Origin of the sequence: Streptomyces sp. NPDC048411, assembly GCF_040704695.1 — a bacterium.
Taxonomy (GTDB): domain Bacteria; phylum Actinomycetota; class Actinomycetes; order Streptomycetales; family Streptomycetaceae; genus Streptomyces.
Genome location: NZ_JBEZKL010000046.1, coordinates 22,727 through 38,404 on the forward strand (window position 1 = coordinate 22,727; position 15,678 = coordinate 38,404).

A 15,678-nucleotide genomic window follows, 5' to 3' on the forward strand; every position below is an offset into this window, starting at 1 on the left:
TCGATCAGGACGACGCCGAGGGGCAGCAGGGGTGCACACCGGCCCTGGTCCGCTCGTCGCCCGAGCGGGAGGCGGGCGACGAGAGCCGTCGCCGTCCAGCGAGACGATCGCGGCGAGCACCGCCGTACCGACGACGATCCGCATCGGGTCGGCCTTGCAGAAGCGCAGAATGCCGCGGACGATCGGGCCGAAGAGTCCGACGTCGATCATCACACCGACGGGGACGATGGCGAACATCAGCATCGCGGCGGTCGGCGCGAGGTTGCCCACACCGTCGATCTGGGACGGCGGGGCGGCTGTCCGGTTCCCTGCGGCGCGGACCCGTGTCGTCCCGCGCGGTGAGGTGCGGTGCCGGGTTCAGTCCAGGATCCCGGCCAGATACGCCTGGATCAGGACGCGGGTCTCCGCGACGATCGCCGGATCGCCCGACGGGTCGGTGCGGAAGGCGAGTTGGAGGAGCGCGTCGGCGGCTTCGACGCAGACCAGGATCGTCCGGAGCAGATCCTCGTCGGCGGTGCGCCCCAGACGGCCGGAGAGCAGTTGGGCGAGGCGCTCCGCGACGCGGCGATTGGCGTCGGAGGCCGGGTCGTCCACAGGGGCCGGGGCACCGAAGTCGACGAGGGCGAAACCGGGGACGGAGCGCTTCATCGCCAGGTATTCGTCGAGCACGGCGTCGATGGCGCTGCGCCAGTCGGCGGCCGGGATGACTGCCAGGCGACCAGTGATGCGCTCCGCGTAACTGTCCAGGTTGCGCCGGGCCAGGGCGTCGGCGAGGGCGCGCTTGTTGGAGAAGAACCGGTAGACGGAGCCGATCGGGACTTCCGCGCGGGCGGCGACGGCCCGGGTGGACAGCTGCTCGTAACCGGTCTCGTCGAGGAGTTCGGCGCAGGCGTCGAGTATCCGGGCGAGACGCTCGGCGCTGCGCTGCTGCACGGGGGCGCGGCGGAGGTTCGTATTCGCATGGGGCACGGGCTCCATGATGCCGTGACTCTCCTCTGCGGGACGGGAGGGTGCGCACCTGTGGTCAGGCGAGAAGCAGGGTCAGCCCGCCGACGGTGTACGCGATCATCAGGGTCAGCAGGGGAAGCTGCCCCGCGACGGCGCGGGCGGGCGGGAAGAGGCGCACGGACCGGTCGTGGGCGGCGACGACGCCCAGGACGTGCCCGACGACGATCGCGGCGACCTGGAGCGTGGCGATGCCGCCTGGACCCAGGGGCGGTTCGGGCGGGACCGGATTGTCAGTGCCGAGTGCCACCATGACTGTGCGCGGACCTTCGGTGACGAAGAGTGTGAAGTAGTGGGCGATGAGATAGCCGAGGGCGATCGGGACGAGCGAGTGCGCGAAGACGGTGAGGGGGTGGCGGAGTTGGCCGGAGATCAGCCGGGTGGCACCGGCGCAGAGGGCATAGAGGGTGGCGACGAGGGCGACGGCGGCGAGCAGCCCGAGCGTGGCCGCTGTGGTGCGGCCCAGGGGTGAGGTCTGGACGGCGGTGATCCAGGAGGGGGCGTCGGAGAAGCCGTCGTAGGCGGTGGAGCCGAGCATGACGCAGACGGTGGCGACGAGACCGGAGGTCTGCGGGGTGGCGTCGAGTCCATTGAACGGGGAGCGCAGGACGAGACGGCGGTCGGCGGGCCGGCGGCCGAGGGGGGAGAGCCGGGCGAGCAGGCCGGAGTAGACCTCGAATGCGTCGGCGTGGTCGAACCAGCGGGCGCCGTGACGGGCGGCGCCCGCGAGGTGGACAGCGCCGTACAGCACGAGGAAGAGAAGGAGCGCGGTGGATGACGCGGGGTCAGGGGCGACGAGTTCGAGCCAGGTGAAGGCGAGAAGTCCGGCCGCGGCGGGCCACAGACCGAGTGGTGCGGGAAGGGGGCGGCCCGCGGCCGGGTCGCGGGCCAGCGCACGGCAGACGAGGAGGTGGAGCGTGCGCAGGGGGTTGAGGAGTCGCCAGACGGGACCGAGGAGCAGCGAGGCGGGAACGAGCCCGACCCAGAGGAGCACGTAGACGGCGCCCGCGGCCGGGTTGCGCTCCGGACCGTCCGGGCCGAGGAGGAGATGGAGGAGGACGAACAGGACGGCGGCCAGGCCGAGGGCGCGCGCGGCGATACGGGTGGGGCGGGCGTCGGCGAGGCGCTGCAGAGGGACCGGAAGCGGGCGGCCCGCCCGGTCGCCCCGGAATCGGGAGGCGGGCCAGAGCAGGCCGAGCGCGAGGAAGGAGACGAAGAGCGCGGCGAAGGCACCGGCGAACGCGTAGAAGGGGGACAGCGGCAGGTCGTGCCGGGAGCCGATGCCATGGGCGAGGACGCTCACCGTACGACGAGCTGGGTCAGGAGCAGACCGGACTCGTGGGTCTCGACCTCGAAGAGCCCGGTGCGGTCGGCGGTGAGAGTGAGGGTGGTGGTCCGTCCGGCGGGCAGGCGCGCTTCCTTGTCGTAGCCGTGGACATGGAGGGTGTCGGCGCGGTCGGCGTGGACGCGCAGTTCGATGCGCTGCCCCTTCCTGAGCTCGGTGCGGCCGGGGGCGGGGCTGACCTTGCCGTGAGAGATGACGATCTCCAGAGTCCGGTCGGGGCGGGGCTCGGCGGGGGTGTCGGCGGAAGGAGTGGTGGTGAGAGGCGTGGTGGCCTGAATCGGTGTGGAGTGCACGGCCCAGGCGGTGTGATCGTCGGCGTACAGCCGGGCCGTGAGGGTGCGGCCGCCGCCCGCTTCGCGGACGAGGGAGTCGGGGAGGTGGTACCAGAGGCCGTAGAGCCGGGCCAGGGGGTGGCCGTCGAGGAAGAGCCGGGCGTGGCCGCGCCCGAGGAGCGCCGCGCCGCCGACACTGTCCGGGCTGAATCTGAAGTTCCGTACGGAGAGATGGACGTTCCACCCGTCCTCGGAGTCCGGCCGTACGGCGACGGTCACCGCGGGGGCGCCCTCGGCCTCGACCTGGCGGAGCCGGTGCCCGGATCCGTCGTCCGCGGTGAGGAGCCGGCCGACGCTGCCGCCGGCCTGTTCATGGCTGGTGCCTGGCCGGTGGTGGGTGGTGGGCCGTCCACCGCAGGCACTCGCACCGCACACGAGGGCGCCTGCGGTGAGAAGGGCGACGGCGAGCCGGGGGAACGCCGTGCGCGACGTGAGCGCCGTGCGCCTGTCGAGTCGCAGCGTGCGGGGAGATCGCCTCATGATCAGTCCCCGTCCGGTCCGGAGCCCCGGTGGGACCCGGAATCCGTGTCCGGCCCGGAATCCACCGATCCTGACGCTGAATCCTCACCGTGTCCGGAACCCGCGCCGTGGCTCGAATTCCTTCCTACGCCCGCACCGGCAGGGGCCCCCGCCCGGTCGTCGCCCTGCGTGTCCGCCGCATCGGCGTTCGCGTCCGCGTCCGGCCCCGGGTCCGCCTTCTTCCGTACCGCCCGTTCCCCGTGCCGCGCGGAGGCCGCCATCGCCCACACCACCCAGATGACACCGAGGAGACCCCGTACCCAGGCCGGGCCGATCGGGATCCAGGGGATCATCAGGACGGCCTTGTCGAAGGCGTCGAGCAGGGTCAGGGCGCCCAGCACCATCGTGGTCCAGCCCAGTCCGGGCCGCTCGCCGCGCAGGACGAGTCCGATGCCGATCCACCACGCCCCGGTCAGCAGCAGCGCCACCGCGGGCAGATAGGAGGACGCGAGGCCCGTCGTCGCACCGGCCACATCCAGGCCGAGGCCGATCGCGCCGAGCAGGGTGGCCGCTGTGGCGAGCCGGCTGTGCCGCAGGCGGCGCCACCAGAGCACCCCGCCGACCAGCGCGAGCACCAGAGCGACACCCAGGGCGATCTGCACCTCGATGCGCTCGATGCCGCGTGCGCCGTACCAGTCGCAGCCGGCCGGCAACCGCCGCGCCTGCACGTTGTAGTCGGCACAGACCAGCAGTTGGGCAAGTTTGACCGGTTCGCCCACCAGCCGGTCGGTGTGGACGGAGACCGCGCCGCGCGCCGCCCCGCACGCGGGCAGCGAGCGCGGTGTGGACGGTCCGGTGTCCGACTGCCAGCAGTTGCTGTCGCCCTGGCCGTCCCACCACACATCGGTGCGGTTGGGCCGGGAGCGGCCCGCCTTGTCCGTGCCGAGGTGATTGCCCGCGTACCGGTTGTGGTGCGAGGTGTCGGCCTGCTTCCCGAGGGCGTTCTCGCCGCGGATGAAGGCGGGGACAGCGCTCAGGAAGAAGGCGGCGCGCCGCTGTCCGTAGATCCAGTTGTTCTCGTAGATGTTCCAGTTGCCGCCCGCGGTGATGATGCCGGTGCCCGGCGGCATGGAGATCTGCGGGCAGACGACGCCGTCCTCGTAGCCGCGTTCGACGGGCGGTTTGGCGCAGGTTCCGTCGGCGACGTACGGGTAGTAGTCGGCGTTGTTGTCGTGGATCAGGTTGCGTTCGAAGCGTGCGTGGTTCTGCGGGAGTCCGGGGTGGCCGGGGAAGGCGCTGTCCATCGAGGCGCCGCCCATGTTGTGGTCGAACTCGTTGTCGTGGACGTGGACCGAGTCGCCCGCGGTGCCGGAGTAGCCGACCATGTTGTGGTGGCTGCGGCAACCGGTGATCTCGATCGAGTAGCGCGGGACGTCGTAGCCGTACCCGTCGTTGATGTCCGACGCGCTGCCGGGATAGATGCCCGAATCGCCGTTGCCGTACGACTCGCAGTTCTTGTACAGCCCGTGGTCACTGGCGAAGGTGAGGAAGCCGTACTCGTCGTTCCACCGGGTGAGGACGTCATCGATGACGAAGCCGTCCTGGGCCAGCGCATACAGCGAGTTGAACGTCGTGCGCTGGGCGGTGAAGTTCTTGAAGTAGATGCCGTCGGAGCCGTCCGAGCGGATCGCGTTGAGTTTCCGGTACTTGGCGTCGATGACGACGTCGGTGCGCTCCGCCCCGGTCCCCTCGATCTGGAGCTGCTTCTTGCCGAGGATCGCCACCAGGTTCTGGTTGTGCGGACACTGCTTCTGCTGCGCGTACGAAAGGATCTGGTAGCCGAGCTGCGAGTTGGGCGCCTTGAGCCTCGCGCACTCCCCCGTCGGCCTGGGCAGCGAGGGCTCCTCCTCGTACAGGCCGGGCAGGATCGCGATGGTCATGCCGGGTCTGCCGACCTCGTCGACGGCCTGTTGCAGATGGCGGTACCCGGACTTCCGGCACCGGTCGAAGAGTTCGAGGTTGCGTGCCCGGAGCTTCGCCGGGAAGCCGGATATCCGGCGTTCGAAGTCGGCGCGGTCGCTCTTGCAGACCAGCAGATCCGGTTCGCCGGCGCGGTAGACCGGGACGCTGCCGGAACCGTCGGGCAGGGTGACCGGCCGTTCCTCGTGCGCCTGGGCGGCCGGGGCCGCGAGGAGTGCAGCGGCCAGTGCCACCAGGACCAGCAGAAGTCTTCGTGTCCACAACATGTGCCGGAGAGTAGAGCATTGTTCAACTTTTGGAACCCCCTTCTGCGCGACGGATCAAAAGATTTCCGTCACGGCCCCGCACCGGATCCGCGACGCGCCACCGCCCTGCCCCGTTGACGTGCCCCGATCTGATTCCTACGGTGTCCCATAGGATTTCTTCGGCACCGGGAGCGCGACATGGGCGGCACCAGCGGCATCGAGCAGGCGAGGAAGACGGCGGAAGCGCTTGCACACTCCGCCGGTTTCGGCAATGAGCACAGCTCCGAGGCGGTCGCGGGGGCACTGCCGCACGGCCGCAACTCGCCGCAGCGAGCACCACTCGGCCTCTACGCCGAGCAGCTGAGCGGCTCGGCGTTCACCGAACCGCGCGCCCACAACCGCCGCTCCTGGCTCTACCGGATCCGCCCCTCGGCCGCCCACCCGCCGTTCGTCCGGATCGACAACGGCGCGGTGCGCACCGCCCCCTTCACCGAGTCCGTCCCCGATCCGAACCGGCTGCGCTGGGACCCGCTCCCCGATCCCGCGCCCGGCACGGACTTCCTGGCAGGGCTGTGGACCCTCGGCGGCAACGGCGACGCCACCCAGCGCACCGGCATGGCCGTGCACCTCTACCACGCCAACACGGCCATGACCGACCGCGTGTTCAGCGACTCCGACGGCGAACTGCTGATCGTCCCCGAGCGGGGCGGCCTGCTGCTCCGTACCGAACTGGGCCTGCTGCGCGCCGAACCCGGTCACATCGCGCTGATCCCCCGGGGTGTCCGCTTCCGTGTGGAACTCCTCGACGACTCCGCCCGCGGCTATGTCTGCGAGAACTACGGGCAGCCGTTCACACTCCCCGACCTCGGCCCGATCGGCGCCAACGGCCTTGCCAACGCCCGGGACTTCCTCGCTCCCGTCGCCGCGTACGAGGACGCGGACCGCCCGGTCCAGGTGATCAACAAATTCTGCGGCAACCTCTGGTCCGCGACGTACGACCACTCGCCGCTCGACGTCGTCGCCTGGCACGGCAACTACACCCCGTACGTCTACGACCTGCACCGTTTCAATGTGATCGGCTCCATCAGCTACGACCACCCCGACCCGTCGATCTTCACGGTGCTGACCTCGCCGTCGGACACCCCCGGTCTCGCCGGTGTGGATTTCGTCGTCTTCGCGCCGCGCTGGCTGGTCGGCGAGGACACGTTCCGGCCGCCGTACTTCCACCGCAATGTGATGAGCGAGTACATGGGGCTGATCGAGGGGGCGTACGACGCAAAGACGGCCGGCAAGGGCGGCTTCGTGCCGGGCGGCGGCTCGCTCCACAACATGATGTCGGCGCACGGCCCGGACCGGGAGACCTTCGACCGGGCGAGCGCGGCGGAGCTGAAGCCGCAGAAGATCGACGACGGTCTTGCCTTCATGTTCGAGACCCGCTGGCCGGTCACGGCGACCGGGCAGGCGGCGACCGCCGACCACCTGCAGCGCGGGTACGACGACGTGTGGCAGGGTCTCGAACGCAACTTCCGGCCATAGGCGAAGCCGCCGCTTCCCGGCCCCCGCTCGTCGCGTCCGCAGTGTCGCAGTACGGAGAGTCCAGGTGACCCAGGTGCCTCAACTGCCCCAGACGCCCCAGGTGACGGCCTTCGCCCCCGACTCGCTGGTCCTGAACCGCAAACTGCCGCTGTGGTACCAGGTCTCACAGTCGCTGCGCGCGTCCATACTCGGCCGCGCCCAGGACGCCTCGCTGCGGCTGCCGACCGAGGAGCAGCTCGCCGCACACTACGGCGTCAGCGTCCTCACCATGCGGCAGGCGCTCAAGGAGCTGGAGACGGAGGGGCTGATCAGCAGGCACCGGCGGCGTGGCACCTTCATCGAGCCGCGGGCCCGCAGGGCCTCGCCGGTCCGGCTGCTCGGTTCGATCGATGCGATCGTCGCCCAGCAGTCGGGCGAGCGCACCACGGTCCTCGGCCATGGCCCGCTCGCCCTGCCCGGCGACCTCGCCGAGTACTTCCCGGGCTGTACGGACGTGGTCGGCTACCGGCGGCTGCGCTGCGACGGCGACACCGGCGAGCCCACCAACTGGGCGGAGAACACGGTGCATCCCGAGGTCGCGGCCCGGCTCGATGCCGCCGATCTCGAACGCTGGCCGATGACCAAGGTGTTGCGCGACCGCGTCGGCGTCCGGATCGCGCGGATCACGGACACGGTCGAGGCGCGGCTCGCCGACCCGGCCACCGCCGAGCTCCTCCAGGTCCCGCTGCTCAGCCCGATCCTCTTCTACACAGGGGTGACGTACGACGAGAGCGGCCGGGTGGTGGATGTGGCACAGATCCGGTACCGGGGGGACAGGTTCTCGTTCTCGGTGACGGTCGAAGCGCACTGACCCCCCACGACGCGCCGTTACGATGCCTGGGGCGGCGGACGTGGCGACGGGGAGGACGACACGGTGGCAGCACGGGCGGGCGCCGGAGCCGGCGGGGACGACGACATCCCGCTGCTCGACGACCTCATGCCATGGTCCGTACGGCCTCTGCGCACCGGGCGCCCCTGGGTGACGGCCCCGGACGCCGGTTCCCTCAAAGCCCGTTGGGGACGTCTGGTCAGCGCCGAGGGAGCCGAGCGCGAACGGCTTTTCCGGCCCACCCGTTCCCGTGATCCGCAGACTCCGGTCGCGGCGCTGCCCGGCCAGACCACCTCCACCGCCCGGTTCGCGCGGGAGTCCGGTCCGTGCCCCGAGCCGGTGCGGGTCCTGCACGGACCGTTCGACGAGCAGTGGCTGATCCCCGACCACCGGCTGATCGACGCAGCCCGCCCGGAGCTGTGGAGGGTCGCCGACGGGCACCAGCTCTTCGCCGTCGAGCACGGGTACGTACCGCAGGACACCGGTCCCGCCCTGTCCGTGACGGCACTGCTGCCCGACGGCCACTCCCCGGCGGGCCGCCCCGGCCGGATCCGACCGCTCTACCGAAGGCCCGGCGGACGGGAGCCCAATCTGGCGCCCGGTCTGCTCGGGCTGCTGCGCGCCCGGCACGGGGACGCGGTCACCGCGGAGTCCGTGCTGGCGTGGATCGTCACGGCGGCCCGTCATTCCCCGGCCGGGTCCGTCGTACCGCTGCCCGCCGACAGCGCACGCTGGTGGGCCGGGGTGGAGCTGGGCCGGGAACTGGTGCGGCTGCAGCTGCGCGGCGCGCGCGGCGGGGAGCGCCCGCGACTGCCGGGCGGGCGGCGCCCCTACGTGCGGGCCGCGGTACCGGCCGCGCCCGGCACACTGGAGTACGACCCCGGCGACGAGGCGCTCCTGCTGGGGACGGGACGCATCTCGCCCGTGCCGGCGGGCGCCTGGGAGTTCCGGGTGGGCGGGGTCCGGATGCTGGAGCTGTGGTTCGAGCGACGGGCGGCGGACGGGGCGGACGGTCTGGAGGCGATACGGCCCCGGGGCTGGCCCCAGGAGTGGACCTCGGAACTGCTGGAACTGATCACCGTGCTGGCACTGCTCGCCGAACTCCGGCCCCGGCAGGAGGAGCCGGCCGACGGCCCGCGGATCACGGCCGACGACCTCCGCGCGGCGGGCGTGCTGCCGGTCCCGGCCACGGCCCGGCGGCCCGCATCGGTGCTCGACCATCAGGAGGAGGGCCCGGACGGGCAGTTCGCGCTGCTGTGACGGCCGGGGCCCGGGTTCGGGTGCGGATCCAGCCGGGCTCGCGCGCCCGGCGGCGATCCGGCCCGATCCGGACAAGATCCCTGGTCGCTACCGGTCGAAGGAGTCCAGTACCCGGTGCAGCGCCCGGTCGAAGACCCCCTCCAGATCGATCGGCCCGGGGTCCTCGGCGAAACCCGCCGCCATCCGCGGATACTTCCCGGTCTCGATCTGGCTGATCAGATAGCCGGTGCGCGCGGCATGCTCCTGTTGCTCGGACCAGGGCAGCGACCGACTGCGCTCCGCCGTGGCGATCTCGTTGGCCACATAGGTGGTGATCACGCCGTTGACCATGGCGATGAGTTCCATCTTCTCGCCGAACCGCGCGTCGACCCCGTCCAGACAACTGAGCGTGTACTCCAGGTACCGCAGCGCGTTCGGGCTGAAGCCGTACACGGGTGACATGAGCCGGGGCACCCAGGTGTGGCGGTGCATCATCTCGCGGGCCTGATGGGCCAGCGAGATGAGATCGGCACGCCAGTCGCCGGACGGCTCCGGGAAGTCGTACCCGCCGCTGACCGCGTCGAACATCAGCTCGTACAGATCCTCCTTGCGTGGCACGTAGTTGTAGAGCGACATCGTGCCGCAGCCGAGCTCCGCCGCGACCTTCCGCATGGACACCGCGTCGAGGCCCTCCGCATCGGCGATACGGACGGCGGCTGCCGCGATGTCGGCACGGCTGAACGCGGGCCTGGGGCCTCGGCCCGCACGCTCGGGGCGCGCCCAGATCACTTCGGGTACAGCGGGTCGCCCCACCATCGATCATCACCTCTCCCACCATCCTAGTTACGTACACCGTACGTAGTGCGGTACGGTGGCGACATGACAACTACGTACGCTGTACTTAGTGAAGGTCTGGAGAAGCGTTACGGCGACGTCCACGCGTTGCGCGGACTCGATCTCGCAGTGGCCGAGGGCACTGTCTGCGGAGTGCTGGGGCCGAACGGCGCGGGCAAGACCACTGCCGTCCGGGTCCTCACCACACTGACGACGCCGGACGGCGGAAGCGCCCGGATCGCGGGCCACGACGTGGTGCGCCAGGCGGGCAAGGTGCGCGCGGCGATCGGCGTCACCGGGCAGAACACCTCCGTCGACGGCGAACTGTCCGGCCGGCAGAACCTGCGGCTCTTCGCCAAGCTGCTCCGGGTCCGCGGCGAGGCCATACGCACCCGCGCGGACGAACTGCTGGAACGCTTCGAGCTGACGGAGGCCGCCGACCGCCCGGCCCGCACCTCCCCGCCCCTGAAGGAGACAGCAGCATGAACGGCGCCGCCCTGGTCAACGAGCAGCCTGTCGCAACCAACACGAGCACCCCGGTCACCGATGCCCTGGCCGTACTGAGCCGCCATCTGCAGCGGATCAAAGCGGCCCCCGGGGTCGTGATCCTGACCCAGACCATGCCGATCACGATGCTGCTGTTCTTCGGGTACGTGTTCGGCAGCGCCCTGGCCATGCCCGGCGAGGAGTACCGCGCGTTCCTGGTGCCAGGCCTGCTGGCGTCGACGGCGGCCAACGGCATCATGGTCGGGATGTTCCAGGCCTCGCAGGACTGCCACCGCGGGGTGATGGACCGGTTCCGTACGCTGCCGATGAGCCGGCCCGCCGTACCGTTCGGCCAGACCGCCGCCGACCTGCTGACCACTGCCATCGGGATGATTCCACTGATCCTGGTCGGACTCGCGGTCGGCTGGCGGATCGAGGGCGGCCCGCTCGCCGCCCTGGGCGCCTTCGGGCTGTTGCTGCTCCTCCGGTTCGCCACTTCATGGCTGGGCTGCTGGCTGGGCCTGCTGATCCGCAACGAGGAGGTCGCCGGTCAGCTGGGCAGCGCCACCTTCATGCTGCCGCTGCTGTCCAGTGCGTACATCCCGACCGACAACCTGCCGGGCTGGCTGCGGACGGTCGCGGAGTGGAACCCGATCAGCGCCATGGCCGCCGCCACCCGCGACCTGTTCGGCAACGCATCACCGCCCGCCGACGCCGCCTGGCCGGTCGTCCACCCGGTGGCGGGCACACTCGCCTGGTCGGTGGTGCTGCTCGCGGTCTTCGTACCACTGGCCGTACGGCGCCATGCGCGCGGCGGCGAGTGACCCGGGCCGGCTCCGGCGGCCCTGAGCACCGTTCCCGCCGCCGGGCAGGCGTCACCCGGTGCCGTGGCACCGGGGCATGCCGCGCACATGCCCCGGCGCCCGCCCTCTACTTCTGCGGCGTCAGCTCCGGCCCCAGCGAGGAGAACTTCTCGTGCGACACGACCCGCCCGCAACCGTGTCCGGGGCCGTAACCGGGCGCGAACGGGTCGTGGATGTACTCGCGCGGATCATGGTGGCCGACGCCCTTGTTCTGCGAGAGGCCGGGCAGCGCGTCGTACTCCCCGCTGAAGCCGAGGACCGGGCCGCCGCTGCCGTAGCGGTACGTGGCGGTGAACGCGGTCGGGAAGCCCGCGGTGCCGAACTCGACGTCGAATCCCGCCTTCTCCAAGAACCCGGCCTCGGCGAGCGAGGAGTTCCACTCACGCAGGCTGAGTTCGGCGTGGTCCCAGATCTCCGCGTTGAGCCCGGTGATCCGGCCGCTGTTGGTGTCGATCCAGCCGATGGCCGCCTGCTTGGCCGGGCTGTCCTGCGCCAGTCCCTTCGGAGCCTCGTCACCGTCGCCCGTCGCGGCTTCAGCCGCCTCGGAGGCCGCGGCCATCGCGGGATCGGCCTCGGCCGTCATCACGGCGGTGGTCACCCCTGCCGCGCCGAGCAATTGCATGATCCGTCTGCGGCTGAGGACCGGACCGGCTGCCATGGCCGCTTCGTGCGGGTGCTCATGCTGGTCGTGCAGGTCACACATGTACGCCTCCGGGGGTGAGGTGCTGTGTACGTGCCAAACGATCAGCACCCTGGCCCCGGAAGTTTTCGACGTCAACATCGCGGGATGCCAAAGTTGTTACGTACACGATAGGTACGGTTCCCATGAGTGCTCACCCCCTCCCCCTGGACGGCATCACCGTCGTCGCCGTCGAACAGGCTGTCGCCGCCCCGTTCGCCACCAGGCAGCTCGCCGACCTCGGCGCCCGGGTCATCAAGATCGAGCGCCCGGACGGCGGTGACTTCGCCCGCGGCTACGACACCGCTGCGCGCGGCCTGGCCTCGCATTTCGTCTGGTGCAACCGCGGCAAGGAGTCCCTCGCGATCGACCTCAAGGACCCGCGCGGCCTCGCCGTGGTGCGCCGACTGGTCGCCGACGCCGATGTGTTCGTGCAGAACCTCGCCCAGGGCGCCGCCGCCCGGCTGGGTCTGGACGCCGCGACGCTCTGCGCCGCGCACCCGCGGCTGGTCGCCGTCGACATCTCGGGGTACGGCGCCGACGGGCCGTATGCACACAAACGGGCCTACGACATGCTCGTGCAGTGCGAGGCGGGACTGGTCTCCGTCACCGGCACACCCGGACAGCCGGTGAAGGCGGGGGTGCCCGCCGCCGACATCGCGGCGGCGATGTATGCCTTCTCGGGGGTGCTCGCGGCGCTGCTGCGGCGCGCGACCACCGGCCTGGGCGGGCCGGTGGAGATCTCGATGCTGGAGGCACTGACCGAGTGGATGGGGCATCCTCTGCACCTTCGGATGCATGGGGGCGAAACCCCGGCGCGCACGGGGCTCGCACATCCCGTCATCGCCCCCTACGACGCATTCGAGACGGCGGACGGGGAACAGCTGCTGCTCTCCGTGCAGAACGACCGGGAATGGCGCCGGCTCACGGAGCAGGTCCTGGGGCGGCCGGAACTGGCGGACGATCCGGACTTCGCGACGAACACCGCACGGACCGCTCACCGGGAGCGGACCGATGCGGTGGTGGCCGAGGCGCTCGCCACGCTGACCGCAAAGGAGGCGCTGGCCGGGCTGGACGCGGCGGGCATCGCCTGCGCCCGGCTGAACACCGTGGCGGACGTGGCCGCACACCCTCAACTGGCGGCGCGGGACCGCTGGCGGGAAGTGGAATCACCGGTCGGGGCGTTGCGGGCCATGCTGCCGCCGATCACACTGCCGGGCGGGGCGGAGCCGCGGATGGGGGCCGTACCGGCGCTCGGTGAGCACACCGAAGCACTGCTGCGGGCCGCGGGGATGACGGACGAGCAGACAGCGGAGCTGCGCCGGGACGGTGTGATCGCCTGAGCGCGGCCCGAGCGGTGGGCCGGTTCGGTCAGGGGCGGGCGATCGGTCGGGGGCCGGATCGATGGTGACAGGCCGTCGGGTCAGTGGCGGCTGCCGAAGAGCGAGCGTCGCAGTCGCCGCAGCGGTGCGAAGAGCGAGACACGCGCGCTCCTGCTCCGGCGGCTGTGCGCGGCGTCGCGCGAGGTGAGCTCCAGCATCAGCAACGTCGCCTCCGCGGTCTCGCGCTGCGGGACGGCGGGGCCGCCGAGCACTGCGAGATGGCGGTCGAGGCGCGAACTGGTCGCACTGCTCCCACATGTGATGGCAGGCACACGCGGCCTGCTGCGCATCGCTATCTGTTCCATGTCACTCCCCACCCGTACGAGGGCACCCGGCCCGGGCAGGTTAACCCTATCCCCCCGCGATGACACGCGTGTATCCCGGTCGGCGGATTGAGCACACACATACGGAGGTTGACGGCCGTACTCATAATTCGCTCGATTCCAGGGCGAGTTGGACAGAACGTGAGCAGTTCGCCAGCAGCGGCGGATTGCTACGCAAGGGGGGGCGGAACGGTCCGGTCCGAGCTGGTGCCGTGACCGGCAATGTTTGCCCCATGAGGAGCGTCGTCCGGTGCGTGCGATCGCAAGGTGGCCGTAAGTCCTTGGATGGGTCTCCCCTGCTCGAACGAAGCTGACAGCTTGGGGAAGGAGCTACCAGGGCCCCAGGCCAACGCGGCAAGCGGGCGTGCCGGACGACGCGACGGGGCAAAGATTTCCGGAAGGGGCACGAGCGTGGAGAGGTTTCCGCCGTGCTGCCGCCACTCCTGCGGATGGGGGATCACCGTGAGCGAAGTGCCGGGCGAGGGCCGACTGATCGCGGGCCGCTACCGCCTGCTGGGCCCCCTGGGTCAGGGCGGGATGGGGACAGTGTGGCGGGCGCGCGACGAGGTGCTGGGGCGCGAGGTCGCCGTCAAGGAGGTCCGCGCCCCGTCGGGGCTGCCCGCCTCCGACGTACAGCGGCTCTACACGCGCCTGGAGCGGGAGGCATGGGCGGCCGCGAGGGTCTCCCATCGCAACGTGGTCACCGTCTACGACGTGGCGACCGAGGACTCCCGCCCGTGGATCGTGATGGAGCTGATCCGCGGGCTCGCGCTCTCCGACGTACTGGACGCCGAGGGCCCCATGTCCCCGCAGCGGGCGGCGCACATCGGCGCGGAGGTGCTGGCCGCACTGCGCAGCGCCCATGGGTCCGGGGTGCTGCACCGCGATGTGAAACCCGGCAATGTGCTGCTCGCCAACGACGGGCGGGTGGTGCTGACGGACTTCGGTATCGCCATGGTCGAGGGGACGTCCGCACTCACCATGACGGGTGAACTGATCGGATCGCCGGAGTTCCTGGCACCGGAGCGCGCACTGGGGCGCACGCCGGGGCCCGAATCGGATCTGTGGTCGCTGGGTGTGCTTCTGTACGCCGCGACCGAGGGCAATTCGCCGTTCCGTCAGAACACCCCGCTGAACACGCTCCGGGCGGTGGTGGACGAGGAGCTGCCGCCGCCCCGGCGGGCCGGCCCGCTCGCCCCGGTCATCGAGGCGCTGCTGCGCAAGGACCCGGCCGAGCGGCTCTCGGCCGCGGAGGCCGAGCATCGGCTGCGGATCGTCGCCGCCGGGGGTACGCCGCGGACCGCGGGTGCCGGTGCGGCGGATCCGTACGGTGCCACGGTGACGGCCCGCACGACGGCGCCGGCAACGCCGATTCCCGCGCCCCCCTTCCCCTCCCCCGCTTCGTCTCCGACGTCCGCGTACGCCCCCGAGGAGCGGTCGCGTCGCGCGGTCGCCCTTCTCGCCGTAGGGCTGGCGGTCCTGTTGCTGGCCGTCGGCGGGATCGTCTGGGCACTGTCACACAAGGGCGACGACAAGAACGCGGGCACTACCACCGGCGCCCCCGGCCCGGGCCCGACCAGGAGCGCCCCGCGCTCGACGCCCGCCACCCGAGGAACGCCCGACGCGGACGGATCACCGGGCGGAGGCAGCGCCGGGAGCACCGGCAACACCGGCCACAGCAGTACGAGCAAGCCGCCGCCCCAGACCGTGACGGTGCATCTCACCCCCGTACGCGACAGCTACGAGGGCAGTTGCCCACCGCCGCACACCGGGGCACCGGCGGTCAAGGCGACGGTCACAGTGGGGCGTACGCCTGTGCAGGTCGAGTACCGATGGGCACTGAAGGACGGTACGAGCTCGGATCCCGGCTGGCAGTCGCTGTCCTTCGGCGCCGGCGACGGGCGGTCGAAGCAGGTGTCGCACACGGAGCTGACGTACCTGCAGGACACCACGTACCAGGGAACGATCACCCTGGAGGTGAGGAGTCCGGTCGCGGTCACCTCGAATGAAGTGGCGGTCTCGGTGACCTGCGGGGCGGAGACCCCGACGGACGGGGCCTCCGCCCCGACGGAAGCGGCTTCCGCCCCGGCGGGCGACTGACC

Annotated in this window: 12 protein-coding genes and 3 pseudogenes; 7 read left to right on the top strand and 8 right to left on the bottom strand. The window is 71.3% G+C overall.

Going from position 1 to position 15,678, the window contains the following annotated elements; genetic code table 11:
* Positions 1-81 precede the first annotated feature (81 nt).
* The 5 genes and pseudogenes from AB0915_RS18320 to AB0915_RS18340 form a co-directional block, all read right to left on the bottom strand.
* Positions 82-279, bottom strand: a pseudogene (locus tag AB0915_RS18320) (SLC13 family permease); the annotation flags it as partial.
* A 78-nt stretch (positions 280-357) separates the two neighbouring features.
* Positions 358-978: a TetR/AcrR family transcriptional regulator gene (locus AB0915_RS18325; RefSeq protein ID WP_366692061.1), complete on the bottom strand. Its 621-nt coding sequence runs from the start codon at positions 976-978 to the stop codon at positions 358-360.
* 46 nt (positions 979-1,024) lie between these two features.
* Positions 1,025-2,308 (bottom strand): hypothetical protein, encoded by a 1,284-nt coding sequence (locus tag AB0915_RS18330; RefSeq protein WP_366692062.1) that lies wholly within the window; start codon positions 2,306-2,308, stop codon positions 1,025-1,027.
* Positions 2,305-3,162, bottom strand: a complete 858-nt coding sequence (locus AB0915_RS18335) for a hypothetical protein (RefSeq protein ID WP_366692063.1) — start codon at positions 3,160-3,162, stop codon at positions 2,305-2,307. The genes AB0915_RS18330 and AB0915_RS18335 overlap by 4 nt, the downstream gene beginning before the upstream one ends.
* Positions 3,163-3,164: 2 nt before the next feature.
* Positions 3,165-5,387: a right-handed parallel beta-helix repeat-containing protein gene (locus tag AB0915_RS18340; RefSeq protein ID WP_366692064.1), complete on the bottom strand. Its 2,223-nt coding sequence runs from the start codon at positions 5,385-5,387 to the stop codon at positions 3,165-3,167.
* 177 nt (positions 5,388-5,564) lie between these two features.
* Between AB0915_RS18340 and hmgA the strand changes: the two genes are divergently transcribed.
* From hmgA to AB0915_RS18355, 3 genes are all read left to right on the top strand, one after another.
* The gene (hmgA, locus tag AB0915_RS18345; RefSeq protein ID WP_366692065.1) at positions 5,565-6,902 is read left to right on the top strand and encodes a homogentisate 1,2-dioxygenase; all 1,338 of its coding nucleotides are present in this window, start codon (positions 5,565-5,567) and stop codon (positions 6,900-6,902) included.
* A 64-nt stretch (positions 6,903-6,966) separates the two neighbouring features.
* Complete coding sequence (locus AB0915_RS18350) at positions 6,967-7,752, top strand: GntR family transcriptional regulator (RefSeq protein ID WP_366692066.1); 786 nt, start codon at positions 6,967-6,969, stop codon at positions 7,750-7,752.
* A gap of 63 nt (positions 7,753-7,815) precedes the next feature.
* Entirely contained in the window at positions 7,816-9,030 is a 1,215-nt protein-coding gene (locus AB0915_RS18355; protein ID WP_366692067.1) for a type ISP restriction/modification enzyme, read from the top strand.
* Positions 9,031-9,117: 87 nt separating this feature from the next.
* Here the strand turns inward: AB0915_RS18355 and AB0915_RS18360 are convergent, their stop codons facing one another.
* Positions 9,118-9,825, bottom strand: a complete 708-nt coding sequence (locus tag AB0915_RS18360) for a TetR/AcrR family transcriptional regulator (RefSeq protein ID WP_366692068.1) — start codon at positions 9,823-9,825, stop codon at positions 9,118-9,120.
* A 63-nt stretch (positions 9,826-9,888) separates the two neighbouring features.
* Between AB0915_RS18360 and AB0915_RS18365 the strand changes: the two are divergent.
* Both AB0915_RS18365 and AB0915_RS18370 read left to right on the top strand, forming a co-directional pair.
* Positions 9,889-10,299 (top strand): annotated as a pseudogene (locus tag AB0915_RS18365) (ATP-binding cassette domain-containing protein); the annotation flags it as partial.
* Positions 10,300-10,325: 26 nt separating this feature from the next.
* Complete coding sequence (locus AB0915_RS18370; RefSeq protein WP_366692069.1) at positions 10,326-11,153, top strand: ABC transporter permease; 828 nt, start codon at positions 10,326-10,328, stop codon at positions 11,151-11,153.
* A 166-nt stretch (positions 11,154-11,319) separates the two neighbouring features.
* Here the strand turns inward: AB0915_RS18370 and AB0915_RS18375 are convergent.
* Positions 11,320-11,895 (bottom strand): annotated as a pseudogene (locus AB0915_RS18375) (amidohydrolase); the annotation flags it as partial.
* Positions 11,896-12,017: 122 nt separating this feature from the next.
* On the opposite strand from AB0915_RS18375, the gene AB0915_RS18380 reads away from it, so the two are divergent.
* A complete protein-coding gene (locus AB0915_RS18380; protein WP_366692070.1) occupies positions 12,018-13,214 on the top strand; it encodes a CaiB/BaiF CoA-transferase family protein in 1,197 nt (398 codons plus the stop codon).
* Positions 13,215-13,294: 80 nt separating this feature from the next.
* On the opposite strand, the gene AB0915_RS18385 is transcribed toward AB0915_RS18380, so the two are convergent.
* Complete coding sequence (locus AB0915_RS18385; protein WP_078840391.1) at positions 13,295-13,558, bottom strand: hypothetical protein; 264 nt, start codon at positions 13,556-13,558, stop codon at positions 13,295-13,297.
* A 480-nt stretch (positions 13,559-14,038) separates the two neighbouring features.
* On the opposite strand from AB0915_RS18385, the gene AB0915_RS18390 reads away from it, so the two are divergent.
* Positions 14,039-15,676 carry a serine/threonine-protein kinase gene (locus AB0915_RS18390; protein WP_366692071.1) on the top strand — a complete coding sequence of 546 codons (1,638 nt, stop codon included), beginning with the start codon at positions 14,039-14,041 and terminating at the stop codon, positions 15,674-15,676.
* Positions 15,677-15,678 lie beyond the last annotated feature (2 nt).

Excerpts from the sequence above, each read along its gene's own strand:
- AB0915_RS18325 (WP_366692061.1), bottom strand. The coding sequence starts at position 978 with ATGGAGCCCGTGCCCCATGCGAATACGAACCTCCGCCGCGCCCCCGTG.
- AB0915_RS18335 (WP_366692063.1), bottom strand. The coding sequence starts at position 3,162 with ATGAGGCGATCTCCCCGCACGCTGCGACTCGACAGGCGCACGGCGCTC.
- AB0915_RS18340 (WP_366692064.1), bottom strand. The coding sequence starts at position 5,387 with ATGTTGTGGACACGAAGACTTCTGCTGGTCCTGGTGGCACTGGCCGCT.
- hmgA (WP_366692065.1), top strand. The coding sequence starts at position 5,565 with ATGGGCGGCACCAGCGGCATCGAGCAGGCGAGGAAGACGGCGGAAGCG.
- AB0915_RS18360 (WP_366692068.1), bottom strand. The coding sequence starts at position 9,825 with ATGGTGGGGCGACCCGCTGTACCCGAAGTGATCTGGGCGCGCCCCGAG.
- AB0915_RS18370 (WP_366692069.1), top strand. The coding sequence starts at position 10,326 with ATGAACGGCGCCGCCCTGGTCAACGAGCAGCCTGTCGCAACCAACACG.
- AB0915_RS18380 (WP_366692070.1), top strand. The coding sequence starts at position 12,018 with ATGAGTGCTCACCCCCTCCCCCTGGACGGCATCACCGTCGTCGCCGTC.
- AB0915_RS18385 (WP_078840391.1), bottom strand. The coding sequence starts at position 13,558 with ATGGAACAGATAGCGATGCGCAGCAGGCCGCGTGTGCCTGCCATCACA.